Raw genomic sequence first — 17273 nt, forward strand, 5'->3', positions numbered from 1 at the left:
ACCATGGAGGGCACAGTGCCGAAAGAGCAGATCCGGCCGGCATCCGCGGCCTACTGGCGGGAGACGCTCGGCGACGCAACCGCAGTCGACCTGTGGACGGACGTGCCGCACCCGCCCGTGCAGTCCCACCGGGGCGCCACCCACCACTTGCGCCTCGGCGCCGACCTGGCGCAGCGGTTGCGCAGCCTCGGCCAGCAGGTGGAGGCCGACCTGCCGGCGGTCCTGCTCGCCGGGCTGCTCGTCCTACTCGGCCGCTACCAGGGCCGGACCGACGCACTGGTGGGACTCACGACCGGCGGTGCGAACACGGTCGTGCTCCGCGCCGGGCTTGCCGGCCCTCTCCGCCCGCGCGAGTTGGTCGCCCGGGTAGCCGCCGGCACTGCCGCCGCGCGTACCCATGAAGTGCCTTTCGAGGACCTGGTGGACCTGCTGGCCGGCGCCGACGACCCGAGCCGGCATCCGATCTGCCAGGTCGGTTTCGAAGCTGTGCCCGGCCCGGTCCAGAACGACCCGGTCGCCATCTTCGACCTCAAATGGACCATCCACGACGACACGCGCGACCTGCCGTGCGCCGTTCAGTACGCCACCGACCTGTGGCTGCCGGCCACCGTCGAGCGACTCGCCCAGGCATGGCTGCAGGTGCTGCACGCGATGGCCATGAACCCGGACGGGCCCCTTGACGACCTCGGCCTGGTCACCCCGGCCGAACTTGCCCGCCTCAACCGATGGAACGACACAGCGCGGCCGCTTCCGGGCACGTGCACCGTCGACGGCCTGGTCCAGCGCTGGGCGTTGCGGACCCCCGACCGGGTCGCCCTCACGGAGGGCACCACTGGTCTGACCTACGCCGAGCTCGTCGGGCAGGCCGCCCAGGTGGCCCAAACCCTGATCGGGGTGGGCGTCGGCCCGGACAGCCAAGTCGGCCTGCACCTGCCACGCGGCGCGGATCTGGTGGTCGGCATGCTCGGCGTGCTCAAGGCGGGCGGATCTTATCTCGTGCTCGACCCCTCGCACCCCGCCGAGCGTCTCGACTTCATGGTGCGCGACTGCCGGGTCACCGCCGTACTGACCGGAACGGACGTCCCGCCCTGGCTGCCGGCCACCGGCGTGCCCGCGATTGCTCTCGCGCCGACTGCCCGCCGGTCCGTCACCTCCGCGGCGGAGCCGCGCTCGCTGCCCGGCGCGCTCGCGGCGGTCATGTACACCTCCGGGTCGACCGGGCGGCCCAAAGGCGTTGGCGTCGAACACCGGGGAATAGTTCGGCTCATCACCGAGACCGACTACGTGACGATCGGACCGGACGACCTCCTGGTCCACCTGGGCGATCCGTCGTTCGACATCACGCTCTTCGAAGTCTGGGGCGCGCTCTGCAACGGTGCCCGGGTCGAGGTGCTCCCCGGCGGCGAGCAACTCGGGCCCGAGGAGGTACTCGCGCTGCTCGGCAGGCTGCGCCCGACCGTCCTGGCACTGACCAGCACGCTGTTCAACCGCGTCGTCGACCTCGATGCCGGAGCCTTCGGTGGCCTGCGTTATCTGTTCGTGGTCGGCGAAGTGATGGATCCGGGCCGCAGCCGGCAGGTCCTGCGGGACGGGCCGCCCGGCCACCTGATCAACGGCTACGGGCCGACCGAGAACACCACCTTCTCGACCTGCCATCGGATCACCGACCTGCCCGAGCGCGGCGGCGTGCCAATCGGCCGGCCCATTGCCAACACCACCCTGCACGTGGTGGACCAGCAACTGCGCCTGGTGCCGATCGGATTCCCCGGCGAGCTTTATGTCGGCGGCGCCGGCCTGGCCCGCGGCTATCTCGACCGGCCCGCGCTGACCGCGGAACGCTTCGTCCCTGATCCCTTCGGCGCTGTGCCCGGCCTGCGGCTCTATCGCACCGGAGACCTCGTCCGGTGGCGCGGGGACGGGGCCATGGAATTCCTCGGGCGGATCGACCAGCAGGTGAAGGTGCGCGGATACCGGATCGAGACGGGCGAGATCGAGGCCGCCCTGCTCGCCACCGGCACCTTCCGCGAGTGCGTCGTCCGGCTGGTCCAGGTGAGCGGCGACAACCGGCTGGTCGCCTACCTGGTCGGCCGGGAAGGGCAGCAGATCAGTGTTGACGACCTGTTGGCCCAGCTGCGCCGGCGGCTGCCCGCCTTCATGCTCCCCAACCACTTCATCGCCCTCGACCGGCTGCCCACCACCGTCAGCGGCAAGCTCGACGTCCGGGCGCTGCCCGGCGTGCCCGCCAGCCTCCAAGTGTCGCCGGTGGGCAGAGTCGCGCCCCGCAACCCGCTCGAGCGCCAGGTATGGGAGATCTGGGCCGAACTTCTCGGAGTGCGCGAGTTCGGGGTGCACGACAACTTCTTCCTCCTCGGCGGCCACTCGTTGCTCGCGATCGTGGTGGTCACCGAGATCGGCAGTCAGTTCGGTGTCGACGTACCGGCCCGGGTGATCTTCGAGACCCGGACCGTCGCCGGGCTCGCGGCCGAAATCGAGCAGCGCCGCCGTGAGCGTCCCGGCAGTCCGCCCGACGAGGTCGACGACCTTGTCCAGCGCATCGAGCGAATCTCCCGGCAGGAAGGGACCGTGTTGTGAGCGCTGTGTCCGACCAGATCCGCGACCTGCCTCCCGGACAGCGGGCACAGCTGCGGCAGCGGCTGTGGGAGCGGGGCCTGCCGCCCATCGGCCTCGGCGCGGACGATGGGGACGCCCCGGCATCGTTCACCCAACGCCGCATGCTGTTCCTGCACCACCTCGACCCGGCCAGCCACGCCTACCACAGCCCCACGGCCTACCGGATCACCGGCGACCTCGAAGTGGCCGCGCTCGCGCTGACGCTCGACGACGTCCAGGCCCGGCACGAGGTCCTGCGGGTCGCCCTGCCGGTGCACGAGGGCCGACCCGTCCAGCGGGTCGCTCTGCCCGGCCCCCGGCCGCTGCCCGTCCTCGATCTCAGCGGCCTGCCCGTCGAGCTGCGGTACGACGAGGCCGAGCGGCTCGCGCAGACCGAGCCGGGCGATCCGTTCGACCTGGCTGCGGGACCGCTGCTGCGCTATCGGTTACTGCGCCTCGCACCGCGGGAGGCACTGCTGCTCGTCACCTTCCACCACGCCGTGTTCGACGGCTGGTCGATCAGCGTCTTCACCAGGGATCTCGCCCGCTGCTACGAGGCGCGGGTGACCGGCACGAAGGCCGACCTGCCGCTGCTGCCGGTGACCTACCGCGAATACGCCTGCTGGCAGGAGGACTGGGCGGCCGGTGACGATGCGACGCGTCAGCTCGACTACTGGCAGCAGCAGCTCGCGGATGCCCCGGAGGCCCTGACACTGCCCACCGACCGGCCACGTCCGGCGGTCGCGGGACATCAGGGCGCAAGCGTGACCGGCACCGTGCCGTCGACGGTCCGCGACCGGCTGGTCGCCCTGGCCGGACGGTCCGGCGGCACGCTGTTCATGGTGCTGCTCGCCGCATTGCAGGTGGTGCTCGCCCGGTACAGCGGCCAGAACGACGTCGTGGTCGGCACGCCGGTCGCCAACCGGCGCCACCGCGCCCTGCACGAGCTGATCGGCTTCTTCGCAAACTCTGTCGCGCTGCGCACCCGGATCCGTGCCGACGAGCCGTTCAAGGACCTTCTCGAGCGGGTGCGCCAGACCTGCCTCGACGCCTACGAGCACCAGGACGTGCCGCTCGACCTGGTCGCCCGCCGGCTGCACCCGGAGCGGGACCTGAGCCGCAACCCGATCTATCAGGTCAACTGCACCATGCATAACACCCCCGATCCCGTACGTACGATGGCCGGCCTGCAGGTCGTCATGCTCGACATCGACGACCACGCCGCCCGCTTCGACCTGGACCTCAACGTCGTCGAGGAGCCGGACGGCCTACGCTGCCTGCTCATCTACGCCACCGACCTTTTCGACGCGGCGACCGCCGAGCGCCTCACCCGCTCCCTGCTGCTGGTCCTCGATGCGGTCGGCGCGGACCCCACCACCCGTGTCGGCGACCTTCCGTTGCTGGACGGCGCGGAGCGCGACAGACTGCTGCGCGACGACAACGCGAGCCTTCGGGAACGGCCCGCCGACCCGCGCGTGCACCGGCTGTTCGAGGAGCAGAAGCGGCTGTGTCCCGAGGCGGTCGCCGTCTCCGATCCCTGCGGCCGGATGACCTACGCCGAGCTGGACGGCCGCGCGAATCGCATCGCTCACTCGTTGCGAGAGCAGGGGGTGCGCCGTGGTCACATCGTCGCCGTCCTGCTCACTCCGTCGACGGAACTGGTCGCCACCCTGCTCGGCGTGCTCAAGGCCGGCGCCGCCTACCTGCCGATGAACCCAGCCGACCCCACGGCCCGGCTGATCCACCTGCTGGGGGACAGCGCCGCGACCCTGCTGATCACCGAGGCCGTCCGGCAGCAGATCACCGACATCCCCGTCCTGTACGTGGAAAGCCTGACCGGCACCACCGCCGACCCGCCCCGGGTGGACGGCCACGCGGACGATCCGATGTACCTCATCTACACATCCGGGTCGACGGGCGGCCCGAAGGGAACGCTGGTGTCGCACCGCAGCGTCGCCAACTATCTGCTCTGGACGGTGGAGACGTTCGCGGCAGCGGGTCACGGCGGCGGCACCCTGCTGCACTCCTCGGTCGCTGTCGACCTGACCGTCACCAGCCTCTTCGCCCCCCTGCTGGCCGGGCAGCGGATCATCGTGCCGCACGCCGGAGAGGCGCCCGGTGCAGCGCTGGCCGACTCCGCGCGTACCGACCGCGACCTGACCTTCGTCAAGCTGACTCCGGCCCACCTGCGCCTACTCGAAGACGTCCCTGGCGCCCAGAACCGCCGAGAGCAGTGGACCCGCGCGTTGGTCATAGGCGGCGAGGAACTGCGCGAAGGCCAGCTGGCCGGCTGGCATCCGGACGCCGCCGGGCTACGGCTGATCAACGAGTACGGCCCGACCGAGACCGCGGTCGCCTGCGCCGCGTACGAGGTGGGCCCGGCCCCAGCGCCCTCGGGCCGGGTGCCGATCGGTACCCCGATCGCCAATACCAGGCTCTACGTGCTGGACGAGAGCCTGCAGCCGGTACCGGTCGGCGCCACGGGCGAGCTCTACGTCGGCGGCGCCGGAGTCTCCTACGGCTACTGGAACCGCGCCGCTCTGACCGCCGATCGGTTCCGGCCCGACCCGTACGGCGGCCTACCCGGCAGCCGCCTCTATCGCACCGGCGACCTCGTGCGCCGCCGCAGCGATGGCAACCTGGAATACCTCGGCCGCGCGGACGACCAGGTGAAGATCCGCGGCCACCGGGTCGAACCAGGGGAGATCGCCCGGCTCGCCGAGGAACACCCGGCCGTGCGGCGATGCGTGATCGAGGTGGACCGCGCCGTCTCTGGTACGGCACAACTCGTCGCTATCGTTGCCGTCGACGGCAACGTCGCAGACGCCGGGCACCGCGACGAACGGCTCGCGCAATGGCGCAGCCTCTATGACGAGGACGTCTACGCCGATCTGTCCGCCGGCGCGGACCCCGCATTCCACCTTGCCGGCTGGATCAGCAGCTACACGGGCGAGCCGATCGACCCGGCCGAGATGGCGGCCTGGCTCGACGAGACGGTCGCCCGGCTCGCGGCGTTACGTCCGCGCCGGATCCTCGAGATCGGCTTCGGTACCGGCATGCTGTTGGCTCGACTGGCCCCCGGATCCGAGCACTACCGAGGCGTCGACCTCTCAGCCGCCGCAGTCGACTACGTCCGCCGGTCCGTCCCGGGAGCGGGGGACGCCCACGTCGAGCTGTCCGCCGCACCCGCCCACCTCGGCGTCCCTGCCGGGCAGAGTTTCGACACGGTCGTTCTCAACTCCGTCGTCCAGTACTTCCCGTCCGAGCGGTATCTCGCCGAGATCCTCGAGCAGGCGGTCTCTGCGGTGGCCCCGGGCGGCCACGTCTTCGTCGGCGACGTGCGCAACCTGGCCCTGCTGCGCGTGTTCCGCACCTCGGTCGCTGCCCGGCGCGCCCTGGCCGGCACGACCGTCGGCCGGCTGCGAGCCGACGTGCAGCGCCAGCTCGACGCCGAGGAGGAACTGTGCCTCGACCCCCGCTTCTTCACCGGCCTGCCGACCATCCTGCCTCGGATCAGCGCCGTGCGCGTCATGCCCAAACGCGGCGGGACCAGCAACGAGCTCATCCGCTACCGCTACGACGTCGTCCTCGAGATCGACGGACCGGCGTCGGCGCCGAGCGAGGTTCTCGACTGGAGCGCCGACGGCCTTAGCCTGACCGCTCTCGAGTCCCGCCTGACCGGCGAACGGCCCGCCCGGCTGGTTGTCGCCGGCGTGCCCAACGCCCGGTTGGACGGCGACCTGGCACTGCTGGACGCGCTCGCCGGCGCCTCCGGTGACACACCGCTCACCAACCTCACCTTCGGCGATCCGGGGCAGCCCGGTCATGATCCGGAACAGCTGTGGCAGCTCGCCGGCCGGGTGCCCTACCAGGTCGAGCTGAGCTGGGCCCGGGGCCGGACCGACGGCGCCTTCGACGTGCTGCTGACCCGAGTCGACCAGCTCGGCCCCACAAGCCCCGAGTTTTCCGCACCGACGCCGCAGCGCCTAGCGAACGATCCGCTGTGGCATGCCGCAGCCGTCGCCGCGTTGCCGGCGATCGAAGCGCACCTGCGCGCCCACCTGCCCGCTCCGCTGGTTCCGTCACGCTACGTCCCGCTCGCCGAGCTGCCGCTGACCCAGGGCGGCAAGCTCGACCACACGGCCCTGCGTCATCTGGTCGAGGCCGGTACCGACGGCGCAGCCGGTAGCCCGCAGGCCGCGGGGCGCAGGCCGATGAGCGACACGGAACGCCGGATCGCGGAGATCTGGACCGAACTACTGGCTCGCGAGGCGATCCGCCCAGACGACGACTTTTTCGACCTCGGCGGCCACTCCCTGCTGACCTTCAAGCTCGTGTTCCGGCTGCGCCGAGAGTTCACCGTCGAGGTCCCGATCCGGGCACCGTTCGAATTCTCCACGCTCGCCGCCCTCGCCCGGCTAGTCGACGAGCTCATCCAGCAGGAGGCGGAACCCAGGCCCCCGGCCCTGGAACGCGTTGCCCGCACCGGGTCGATGCCCGCATCCTTTGCCCAGGAAAGGCTCTGGTTCGTGCATCAACTCCATCACGGCAGCGTTCAATACAATTTCCCGGTCTTCCTGCGGCTGCGCGGCAAGCTCGATGTGGCCGCCCTGACAGCCGCCCTCGACGAGGTCACCGGCCGCCACGAGGTGCTGCGCACCGTGCTGGTCTCCGAGGACGGCGGCCCCCGCCAAGTGATCCTGCCGCACCGCCACGACGATCTGCCCGTGGTTGACCTCTCCGGCCTGCCGCCGACCGAGTGCGCCGCCGAAACCCGACGGCTCGGGCGCGACCAGTACGCCCAGCCGTTCGACCTCGCGCGCCCACCGGTGGTCCGAACCGCCCTGGCCCGGGTCGGCCCGGCCGAGCACGTCCTGCTCCTGACCATGCACCACATCGCGGTCGACGGTTGGTCGGCGGGGCTGTTGCTCGACGAACTGGCCGAGGCATACGCCGCCGCCCTCGACGGCCGGCCGTCGCGCCTGCCCGAACTGCCGGTCCAGTACGCCGACTACGCGGTCTGGCAGCGCCGCTGCGCTGCGGAGGGCCAGTGGGACAGCCAGCGCGACTACTGGCGGGAGCGCCTCGACGGCATCCTGGAGCTGCCCGGCCTGCCCACCGACCAACCCAGGCCCGCGCACGCCGCCCACGCCGGGGGCCTGCTGCCGTTCCGGATCCCGGCCAACACCACCGAGGCGCTCCGCAAGCTGTGCGGCCAGGAGGAGGCCACCCTGTTCATGGGGCTGCTGAGCGTGCTGCACGTGCTGGTAGCCCACCGCACCGGCCGGCAGGACGTCGCCGTCGGCTCGGATGTCGCCAGCCGCTCGGACACCGCCACCGAGCGGCTGATCGGTTTCTTCGTCAACCAGATCGTGCTGCGCGGCGATCTCAGCGGCCGGCCGACCTGGCGCGAGCTGCTGCGCCGCACCAGGAGCAGTACGCTCGACGCCTACGCCCATCAGGACCTGCCGTACGAGGAAGTCGTCAAGCTGCTCAACCCGCGGCGCAGCGGCAACCCCAACCCGCTGTTCCAGATCAAGATCGTGCTGGATAGCACGGCGGAGTCGGCGGCCACCCTGCCCGGACTGGAGGTCGAGCCGGCCGGCCTGGATGTGATCGACACCAGCCGGTTCGACCTCGTGCTGCTGCTCAAGGCCGACGCCGAGGGCATCGAGGGCACCTGGGACTACGACGCGGAACTGTTCAACCCCGGCACGGTCGAGGCGCTACGCGACGAATATCTGGCGCTGCTCACCGCCCTGATCGAGCGCGCCGACGAGCCGGTCGGGGACAACCCGGCACCCCGGCGGCGCAAGGGATTCAAGCGGCTCGCACCGACCGCGATCACCCTCGCCTCCGCAGAGGCCGTCACGCGCTGCCCGATCGGCGACGGGTCTGCGCTGCCGCTCGTGCTGAGCCCGACGCGCGACGACGTCGACCTGGCCGACTGGGCGGCCGCCCACCGTGACTCGCTGGAGTCGACGCTGCGCGAGGTGGGAGCGTTGCTGTTCCGCGGCTTCGACATCGTGCGGCCACCTCAGCTGGAACGCTTCGCGATGGTCTTCGTCGACGAGCTGTTCGGCGACAACGGCGAACATCCCCGGGCCGCGCTGAGCGGCAACGTGTACACGCCGGTCTTCTTCCCGCCGGAGGAGAAGCTGCTGTGGCACAACGAGAACTCTTTCAACGACGAAGCCCCGGCCAAAATTTGGTTTTGCTGTCAGCAACCCGCCGAGACCGGCGGGGAGACCCCGATCGTCGACAGCCGCGCGGTCTACCGGCGCCTCGACGCCGACCTGCGCGAGGAGTTCCTCCGCAAGGGGGTGCGCTATGTACGCAGCTACGGCACGGGCCTCGGGCTGGACTGGCGCACCGTGTTCCGCACCGACAGCCGCGACGAGGTCGCCGCCCGGTGCGCGACGCAGGGATTGGAGTACGAGTGGCGCGGTGACCGGCTGCGGACCACGGCGACCCGCCCGGCAGCCGTTCGGCACCCCGTCACCGGAGAGTGGTCCTGGTTCAACCAGGTGCAGCACTGGCATCTGGCCTGCCTGCCGGCCGCCGCCCGTACCTCGCTGCTAGCCACCATGGGGCCGGACGAACTGCCCCGCAGCTGCGAGTTCGGCGACGGCAGCCCGATCCCGGACGCCGCGATGGTCGAGATCTGCCGCGTCTATCAGGAGCTCGAGGTCACCTTCGGGTGGCAGCGCGGCGACGTGCTGATGGTCGATAACTTCCTGGTCGCGCACGCCCGCAACGCGTTCCGGGGCGACCGTGCGCTGCTGGTGGCGATGGGTGACATGGTGGGGGTCCGATGAACCAGGTGCGGGGATTCCGGCTGTCGGTGCAACAACAACACATCTGGCAGCTACGCGAAGACGGCGAGGCAACCTGGGCCCAGACCCTGCTGCTGGTGACCGGTCCGCTGGACACCGGCCGGCTGAGCGCAGCCCTGGCCGAGGTGACCAACCGTCACGCGATCCTGCGCACCTCGTACCGCCGCGTGCCGGGGGTGCGCTCGGCCGTCCAGGTCGTCGCCGAGCCGGGAGCCGCACCGTCAGAGCACCGGTTCGAGGACCTTGCCCACCTGGGCGAAGCCGAACGCCAGGAGCGCCTGCTCGCCGTCGCCGAGCAGGAACGGGGCAACGCCGACGTTGTGCTGGCAAGCGTGCTCTTCGCGCTGGTCCCCGGCCGGCACGCGCTGCTGCTGACGGTCAGTCCACTGAGCGCGGATGCGGAGACGATGCGACTGCTGGTGGCAGCCCTCGCCGGCGCCTACCGCAGCGAGAAGCCGGACGAAGAGCCGGTCGCATACGCCGAGGTCGTCGAGTGGCAGCACCAGGCCGGTCTGGACGGCCCAGTGCCGGAGGCCGATGCGCTGCTGGCCGCCGCAAACGAGCCGGCGGCCACCCGGTCCTTGCCGCTGCAACGCGCCGGCGGCGACCGGTCGGCGGGCAGCAGGCGGATCGGGCAGGAACTGGCCGGGACGGCACTGCACGCCTACGCCCGATCGCGTGGGATCGCCCCGCGCAGCGTGCTACTGGCGGTCTGGCAGGCGTTGCTCGCCCGGGTCACCGCGGCGAGCGACGTCGTGGTCGGCGCCAGCCTCGGCGGACGCGGCTACGAGGAGCTGGCGGAGTGCCTCGGCCACTTCGCCAAGTGGGTGCCGATCGTCGGTCACGTTCGGCCCGGCGTCAGCCTGTCCACCCTCACCACCGAGCTCGACCGGCAGCTGACCCGCGCCGACGACCTCGAGGAGAACCTACTGGCCTCCTACGCGGCCGGCGCCACCGGCTGGGCCACCGCATTCGACTGCCGTCCCGAGCCCGGACCCTTGACGGCCGGCGCCGTCACGTTCGTCGTCACCTGGTCCGACGTGTCGGCCGAGCCGTACGGCGTGAAGCTGGAATGCCTGCTCAGCGGCGACACCGTCCGCACGGTGTGGCACTACCGCGCCGACCGGTTCGACCCCGGCTACATCCGTAGTCTTGCGGAGCAGTACGACACCCTGCTGGCCGGTCTGCTGGCCGACCCGGCAGCTCCGGTCAGCACCGTGACCTGCCTCGACCCCGGCACCCGCGACGAACTGCTCCACAGCTTCAACGACACCGGCCGGGATCTGCCCGTCGCCTGTCTCCACGAACTCGTCGAAGCCCAGGCAGGGCGCACCCCGGACGCCGTCGCGGTCCTCGACCCGGCCAGGACACTGACCTACCGGCAGCTCGACGAACTCGCGGACCGGATCGCGCACGGGCTGCGCACCGACGGCGTCGGCCCTGAGGACCGCGTCGGCGTGTGCCTGCCGCACTCCGTGGAGCTGGTGGCGGTCATCCTTGGCGTGCTGAAGGCCGGCGCTGCCTACGTCCCCCTTGACCCGGCGCAGCCATGGCGGCGGATCCAGGCCCTGGTGAGGGAGGCACAGTGCCGTATCGTGGTCACCGGTGACCCGTCACCCGCGATCGAGCAGGACGGCACGGCTGAGCGCCGCACCACGGAACAGCTCGCCGCCCACGGCCAGGGAAAACGCCGCCGGGTGTGGCCGGAACAACTCGCCTACGTCATGTTCACCTCGGGCTCGACCGGCAGCCCCAAGGGCGTCCTGGTCCCGCATCGGGCGGTCGTGAACTACCTCGCCTGGGCCGCCGCGACCTACACCGGCGGCGGCTCCGGCGCGCTCGTGCACTCGTCGATAGCCTTCGATCTGACGGTTACCAGCCTCTTCCTGCCCCTGATCACCGGCCGGTCGGCCGACCTCGACGACGGCCGGCGCGACGTCCTGGCGCTGTTCCGCGAGCTGACCACCCGCACCGGCATCCACCTGCTCAAACTCACTCCATCGCACCTGGCCGTGGCCAGCCGGGTACTCGCGCCCGGGGATTTGGCCGGCACCGCCGACTGTCTCGTCCTCGGCGGCGAGCAGCTCACCGGTGAGGCCGTGCGACCCTGGCGCCGGGACGCCCCGGCGACCCGCGTGTTCAACGAGTACGGCCCGACCGAGGCGGCTGTCGGCTGCTGCGTCCACGAGGTCGTCGGTGAGCCCGCCGCAGGCGCCGTGCTGCCCATCGGCCGGCCCATCGCCAACACTCAGCTGTACGTGCTCGACGCCGAACTGGAGCCGGTCGCGATCGGTGTCGTCGGCGAGATCTACCTCGGTGGCCGTTCGCTGGCCCGCGGCTACCTGGGCCAGCCGGACTTGACCGCGGACCGGTTCGTGCCGGACCCGTTCTCCCCGGTGCGCGGGCAGCGGCTCTACCGTACCGGCGACCTCGCCTGCCACGGCCCCGACGGCGAGGTGCGCTTCCTCAACCGGGACGACGAGCAGCTGAAGATCCGCGGCTCTCGGGTTGAGCCCGCCGAGATCCGGGCGGTTCTGCACAGCCACCCCGCCGTCGCCGACGCCGCGGTGGTCGGCGGCCCGGACGGCCGGCTGACCGCCTATTTGGTGTCGGCCGACCCGGACAGCGCCGACCTGGACCTGAGGGCCTTCGTCACCGACCGGCTGCCCGCCTTCATGGTCCCGGACAGCTTCTTGTGGATCGACTCGATCCCGCTGACCGCCAACGGCAAGCTCGACCGCGGCCGGCTGACCGGCCGGCCGACTCCGGCCCGCAAGCCAATCTCGGTGCCCACCGACGCCGTCGAACTGACCGTGGTCCGACTGATCGAGGAGCTGCTGGACCGGGCGCCGGTCGGGATGGACGAGGACTTCTTCGAGCTCGGCGGTCACTCGCTGCTCGCCGTGCGTCTCATCGCGCGGATCAACGCCGCCTGCCACACCGACCTGCCGGTCGCGGTGTTCTTCGACCAGTCCGCCGAGCGACCGGCGACCGCCGCTCACCTGGCCCGTGCCGTCCGCTCCGGGGGGATGACGGGGGAGCAGCCGATGGTGATGCTGCGCGACGGCACGGGCACGCCTCTGTTCTGCGTACACCCGGCCGGCGGCGATATCGTCGGCTTCCGCGATCTGTCGCTCAGCGGTGTCTTGCGGCGCCCGCTCTACGGAATGCAGGCCCCACCACCGGAGCAGCAGGCCGATCAGAGCGTCGACTTCCTGGCCGGGCACTACCTGTCCGCGTTACGCGAGACACAGCCTACCGGCCCCTATCTGTTGATGGGCTGGTCGATGGGCGGGCTGGTGGCCTACGAGTTGGCCCGGCGGCTGACCGCGGCGGGGGAGCAGGTCGCAATGCTTGCCATGGTCGAGACGTACCCCGGTGAGGTGCTCCCCGACGACGTCTCCGGGGAGGCCGCGCGTCACCTCGCCGGGGAACTGGGCCGGCTGCCACTGAACCTCGACGAGCTCGGCGTGCTGCTCCCGGGCGACGAGGCAACCGAACAAGTGCTCGCGACCGCCTCCACCGCTGGTCTGGTCTCCTCCGACCGAGAGCACGCAGACCTCGAACGGCGTGTGCGTCTCAACCACTTGCACGTACGGGCAGCGGCCGGCTACCGCCCCGGTCCCTACGCCGGACCGGTGACCCTGGTACAGGCGAGCCACACCACCCCCGAACTGCGGCGCGACGCCCTGGCTGTCTGGCGGCGAATCTGCACCGGCCCGGTGGTCGTCCACGAGTTGCCCGGCGAGCATTTCACGCTGCTGCGCAGACCCGCCGTGGACGATCTCGCCAAGATCCTTGAGTCGGCGGCGTGACCACCCTGCAGCGCTGCGGCGCCCGGCACGTGCGCGACGTCGTCCTGTGCGAGCCGACTCATTTCCGCGCGGCGTACGAGATCAATCCCTACGAGTCGGTTGGATCCAATGAGGACGCGAAACCACGTGCGAGCTTCCGGCATCCTGAGCGTGCGGGGGAGGCCGAACTTGCGGCTCCGGGGTGCGCCGCACCATCTGGCCCTGCCCGGCTGGGTGGACGGCGTCGCGGACGTCGGCGGCACCCCGTGAGCTGCGAATCTTCCACCGGCTGTCGGTATCGGCGGTGGAGAGCGCCGTCCTGGCCGAGGTTTTCGCGGACGCCGTAGTGCAATCGACACTGCAAATACAAGGAGAGAAGGAGCACGGTAATGGGACAACACTTGACTCGGCGCGGCCTGCTGCGCGCTTCCCTGGTGTCCGCCACAGCAGTGGGCGCAGGGCTGGCCGTCGGTGCCGCGTCCGCCTCCGCCGGCGAGCGCCATCCCGGGCCGCCGGAGATCCCAGACGTGCCGGGTATGCATGGCGACCCGTTTAACAACGAATTCTGGTACCAGTACGACGAAGCGTTCCTCTACCACCCGTCAGTGACCGTCAAGGCGGCGCTGACGGCGATAACCGAGGAACTGGGCTCGGTGCAGGCCGCGTTCGCGTTGGCCTGGCAGGAGCACCGCGCGAACGGCACCTTCCCGGACGGGTTTGTGGCGGAGTTCCTGCCGGTCAAAGAGCCGTTGACGGTCGTCGCGGACGCCCAGTTCGATGTGATGCACCGGTTTTTCGGCCGGAACGCCGCGAAGCTGCGGTCGGCGTTCGCCGACTTCGGCCAGGGCGTGCTCTACGATCCGCGCCGTTATCCCGGCCAGCGCGTACACATGATGGACTACCCGGGCGGCACCGAGCCGCCGGGCGCCTACCACGTCTGGCACTCCATCATCCGGGCCCAGACCCTGTTGGGCATCGCCCCGAAGCGGTGGAACGCCGTCGACCGCCTCGTCGGTCTCGCCTGGGCGGCGCAATCCATCGCGAAGCCGGTCACCGATGCCACCGACAACCAGCCGCTGCCGCGGGTTGTGCTCGCCCGGCAGACCGCCGCGTGGTTGCGCCGTAGCCCGGAGGAGATGGATACCGAGTTCGACAACTTCCCGTACCCGACCGGAGTCAGCTGACGTGACGGCGCCCGGGTCGGGGAAGGGCGCGGGCGCGTCGGTGCTGCCCGGCGACCCCGGTGGGGACCTACGAAAACAACCACCGCGACTCCCTTGAGCTTGTTGTTCAAACTCGGCCTCCGGGGCTTATGGTGATGCTGGCTGGCCGTCGCGACGAGCTGGGCTGCGGGCCATCAACCGGCTGCACCGGTTGCTGCTGGAGCTTTCCCCGGCGGGGCAAAGCAGTTCCTGTCCGCACGGCAGGCACGTGTGCTGATCGCGACCATCAGACCCCGTGACATCGTGGGCAAGGTTGAGGGCGTCGACAAAAAGATCAAGACTGCGGAGAAGGACCTCAAGGAACTGGTGGTCGCCCGCGGCCGCACATTGACGGACCTGCACGGGATCGGCCCCTCAGGTGCGGCTCGGCTGTTGGCAGACGTCGGCGACGTCCGCCGGTTCGCCGACCGCGACCGGTTCGCGTCCTGGAACGGCACCGCCCTGCTGGACGCGTCCTCCGGCGACCAGAAACGTCACCGGCCTCTCCCGCGCCGGCAACCGGACGCTGCACATCATGGCCGACCCCTGCAACGGCGCCGGTGCGATGCGCCGCGCCTCCCCACCTGCCGGGTGTCAGACCATCGGGTTGCCGCCGACGGTCGCCGCAGGGGGAGGTGAGGTTCTGGACGACATCCCAGTGCTCGACGATATGACCATTGTCGAGCCGGAAGGTGTCAACGATGACTTCCTCGCTCTTTTGGCTTAGGGGGGCGTCGGGTCAGAATCGTGGCGTCTGACCGCAGGGCCCCGCGTGGTCGCAGTACGGCTGCAGACCGCTCTGCCCGCACCCACACAGGACGGTCCTCGTCTCGGCGCGTGGGCCTTCCGGCGTGTCCACGCTCAACTTGCCCCGAACGACCAACTGTCCCACGGAGTTGCGTGTGATCCGCGAGGGTTCATCCGGGATCTCCGCCCCGCCGTCCACAAGTTCGTATTGCAGCGCACCCGAGGGACAGCGCCGTACCACTTCGGCCAGACGATCGGCCTCGGCACCGTCGGGCCGGATCCACGGGCGCCGGCCCGTGTCGAAGACCTCCGGTAAGCCCCGGACACATTCGGCGGCGTGCAAGCAGCGCCTGCCCTCGAAGGTCACGGTGATCGACCTTCCGTCGTACGATTTCCTCTCGGTCCCACTGCTCATACCGACCTCCGTCGCTGCCGTGCCCAACTGTTCAGTCACTGACTCTGCTGCGGGACTGGTACACCAGATCCCCGTACTCGGGATGCCGGGCGATCCATCCCGCGAAGAACGGGCAGGTGGCCAGGACGCGCAGGTTCGCGGCACGCGCCTCGTCGAGGGCGGTGCGGGCCAGTGCTGACCCGACCCCCTTGCCCTCGTACTCCGGCGAGACCTCGGTGTGCACGAACGCGACGAGTTCCGCGGTACGGATGTACTGCGCGACGCCCGCGACCCTGGACTCCCCGTCGACCCGGGCCTCGTACTGCTTGGCCTCGGGAACGTCCTTCACTTCCACCATCACGTGTCCTCCATACGTCTTCGGGGTCGATCTGAGTCTGGAGCTTTGCGTCCCCCGGCCTCAGGCAGTGCATCGATTCGTCGATGCCCGCAGTGCGCCGGGGTGCGGGCCGACCGGATGTCGACCCCCAACCGAGTGGGTCGCTGCGCCGTCTACTTTAGATCTCCTTGGAGACCACCCACCTGCCGCTGGCGTTCCAGCGCAGAACGCCGGTGTGGCCCATTGCCACGTCGTCGACGTCGAGCAGCATGACGCGGACGGCGCTTTTGGACCAGGCGATGCCGCTGCGGTGCCGGTTGCGGGCGCGGTCGTGCGCTGCTGGCGGCGTGCCGCCTGTTCCCTCGTGGTCCTCAGACCATGGGGAGTCGCTCGGCGAACCTCCAGACGATCTCACTGGCGTCGGGGCCCGCGTGATCGGTGTAGCGGCCGTCGCCGTCAGGGCCCGGCCAGGCGTGCCCCATGTCCTCGACGCGGTACGACTCGACGACCGACAAGCCGTCCGGCGCGGTGATCGTCGTGTGCGTGTACGCGTTCCGACCCGCAGTGGCGGGCACCGAGACGGTCTCCTCGGTCAGGTCGAGGCTGTTGTTGGGCAGCCCGTCGTCGACGAGGTCGCTCACGATGGTCCAGTGTTCAACGAGTCGGGTGGCGACCAGGGGCGGCACGACCTCGTCGCGCTCGCCCTGAATGACCAGCAGTGGCACCCGCCGGGCGTGTTCGCCCATCTGGGCCCGCGCCTGACGTGCCGTGTCCAGCGGCGGTATCGAGTCCGGGTCGTCGGGGTCCACCTGATCGAGGCCGTATTCGCCGCCGGCGACCGAGGTCGCGGTGGCGAAGACGTCGAGGTAGGTCACGGCAAGGATGATCGCGGTCCCCGCGCCCGACGAGGCGCCGGCCACGTGCACCCGCGCGGGATCCGCGCGGTATCTCTCGACCACCTGCCGGGCGACACCGGCCAGCAGCGCAGGCTCCCCGGCACGCACCTGGAAGGAGAGATCTTTGACAGCGTGGAAGTCGCCGTAGGTGAGGTTCAGCCGGTCGACCTCGATGACAGATGTGGTGGACATGTACCCATGACAGCGCGGACGCAGCCGGCCCGTCGGTGGCGTGGTGTCACGGCCGCTTGTGACGTGGTGTCACTGGTCGTGGCCGCTGGCCGCCGGATAATGAGAGGGTGACCGCACGAACGACGGGCTTCACCCAGTCGACGCAGGGGAGGCTGCGCCGGCTCAACCTAGTGCCTCGTCTTTGAACGTTGATCGTGTAATCCGTTGGTTCTGAGGATGTGTCGGGCAGGCTGTCTCCCATCGTTTCTGGTCTGGGAGGTGGTGG

Annotated in this window: 8 protein-coding genes; 5 read left to right on the forward strand and 3 right to left on the reverse strand. The window is 70.5% G+C overall.

From position 1 onward, the window contains the following. Positions 1-15 precede the first annotated feature (15 nt). From ADK66_RS20530 to ADK66_RS20550, 5 genes are all read left to right on the forward strand, one after another. Complete coding sequence (locus ADK66_RS20530; protein ID WP_167944421.1) at positions 16-2592, forward strand: non-ribosomal peptide synthetase; 2577 nt, start codon at positions 16-18, stop codon at positions 2590-2592. Next, positions 2589-9428 carry a non-ribosomal peptide synthetase gene (locus ADK66_RS20535; RefSeq protein WP_053657763.1) on the forward strand — a complete coding sequence of 2280 codons (6840 nt, stop codon included), beginning with the start codon at positions 2589-2591 and terminating at the stop codon, positions 9426-9428. Before ADK66_RS20530 ends, ADK66_RS20535 begins: the two co-directional genes overlap by 4 nt. After that, positions 9425-13261 (forward strand): non-ribosomal peptide synthetase, encoded by a 3837-nt coding sequence (locus ADK66_RS20540; RefSeq protein ID WP_053657766.1) that lies wholly within the window; start codon positions 9425-9427, stop codon positions 13259-13261. Before ADK66_RS20535 ends, ADK66_RS20540 begins: the two co-directional genes overlap by 4 nt. A 368-nt stretch (positions 13262-13629) precedes the next feature. Continuing rightward, positions 13630-14424, forward strand: a complete 795-nt coding sequence (locus ADK66_RS20545; RefSeq protein ID WP_157552730.1) for a Tat pathway signal sequence domain protein — start codon at positions 13630-13632, stop codon at positions 14422-14424. A 249-nt stretch (positions 14425-14673) separates the two neighbouring features. Next, positions 14674-15081, forward strand: coding sequence for a transposase (locus ADK66_RS20550; protein ID WP_053657770.1), 408 nt, complete (start codon positions 14674-14676; stop codon positions 15079-15081). Positions 15082-15181: 100 nt separating this feature from the next. On the opposite strand, the gene ADK66_RS32345 is transcribed toward ADK66_RS20550, so the two are convergent. From ADK66_RS32345 to ADK66_RS20565, 3 genes are all read right to left on the reverse strand, one after another. Next, the gene (locus ADK66_RS32345; protein WP_053657781.1) at positions 15182-15604 is read right to left on the reverse strand and encodes a (4Fe-4S)-binding protein; all 423 of its coding nucleotides are present in this window, start codon (positions 15602-15604) and stop codon (positions 15182-15184) included. Positions 15605-15635: 31 nt separating this feature from the next. Further along, entirely contained in the window at positions 15636-15941 is a 306-nt protein-coding gene (locus tag ADK66_RS20560) for a GNAT family N-acetyltransferase (protein ID WP_197281594.1), read from the reverse strand. Between the two features lie 350 nt (positions 15942-16291). After that, complete coding sequence (locus ADK66_RS20565) at positions 16292-17008, reverse strand: PHB depolymerase family esterase (RefSeq protein WP_053657775.1); 717 nt, start codon at positions 17006-17008, stop codon at positions 16292-16294. Positions 17009-17273 lie beyond the last annotated feature (265 nt).

Source organism: Micromonospora sp. NRRL B-16802, from assembly GCF_001279555.1.
Lineage (GTDB): Bacteria > Actinomycetota > Actinomycetes > Mycobacteriales > Micromonosporaceae > Micromonospora > Micromonospora profundi.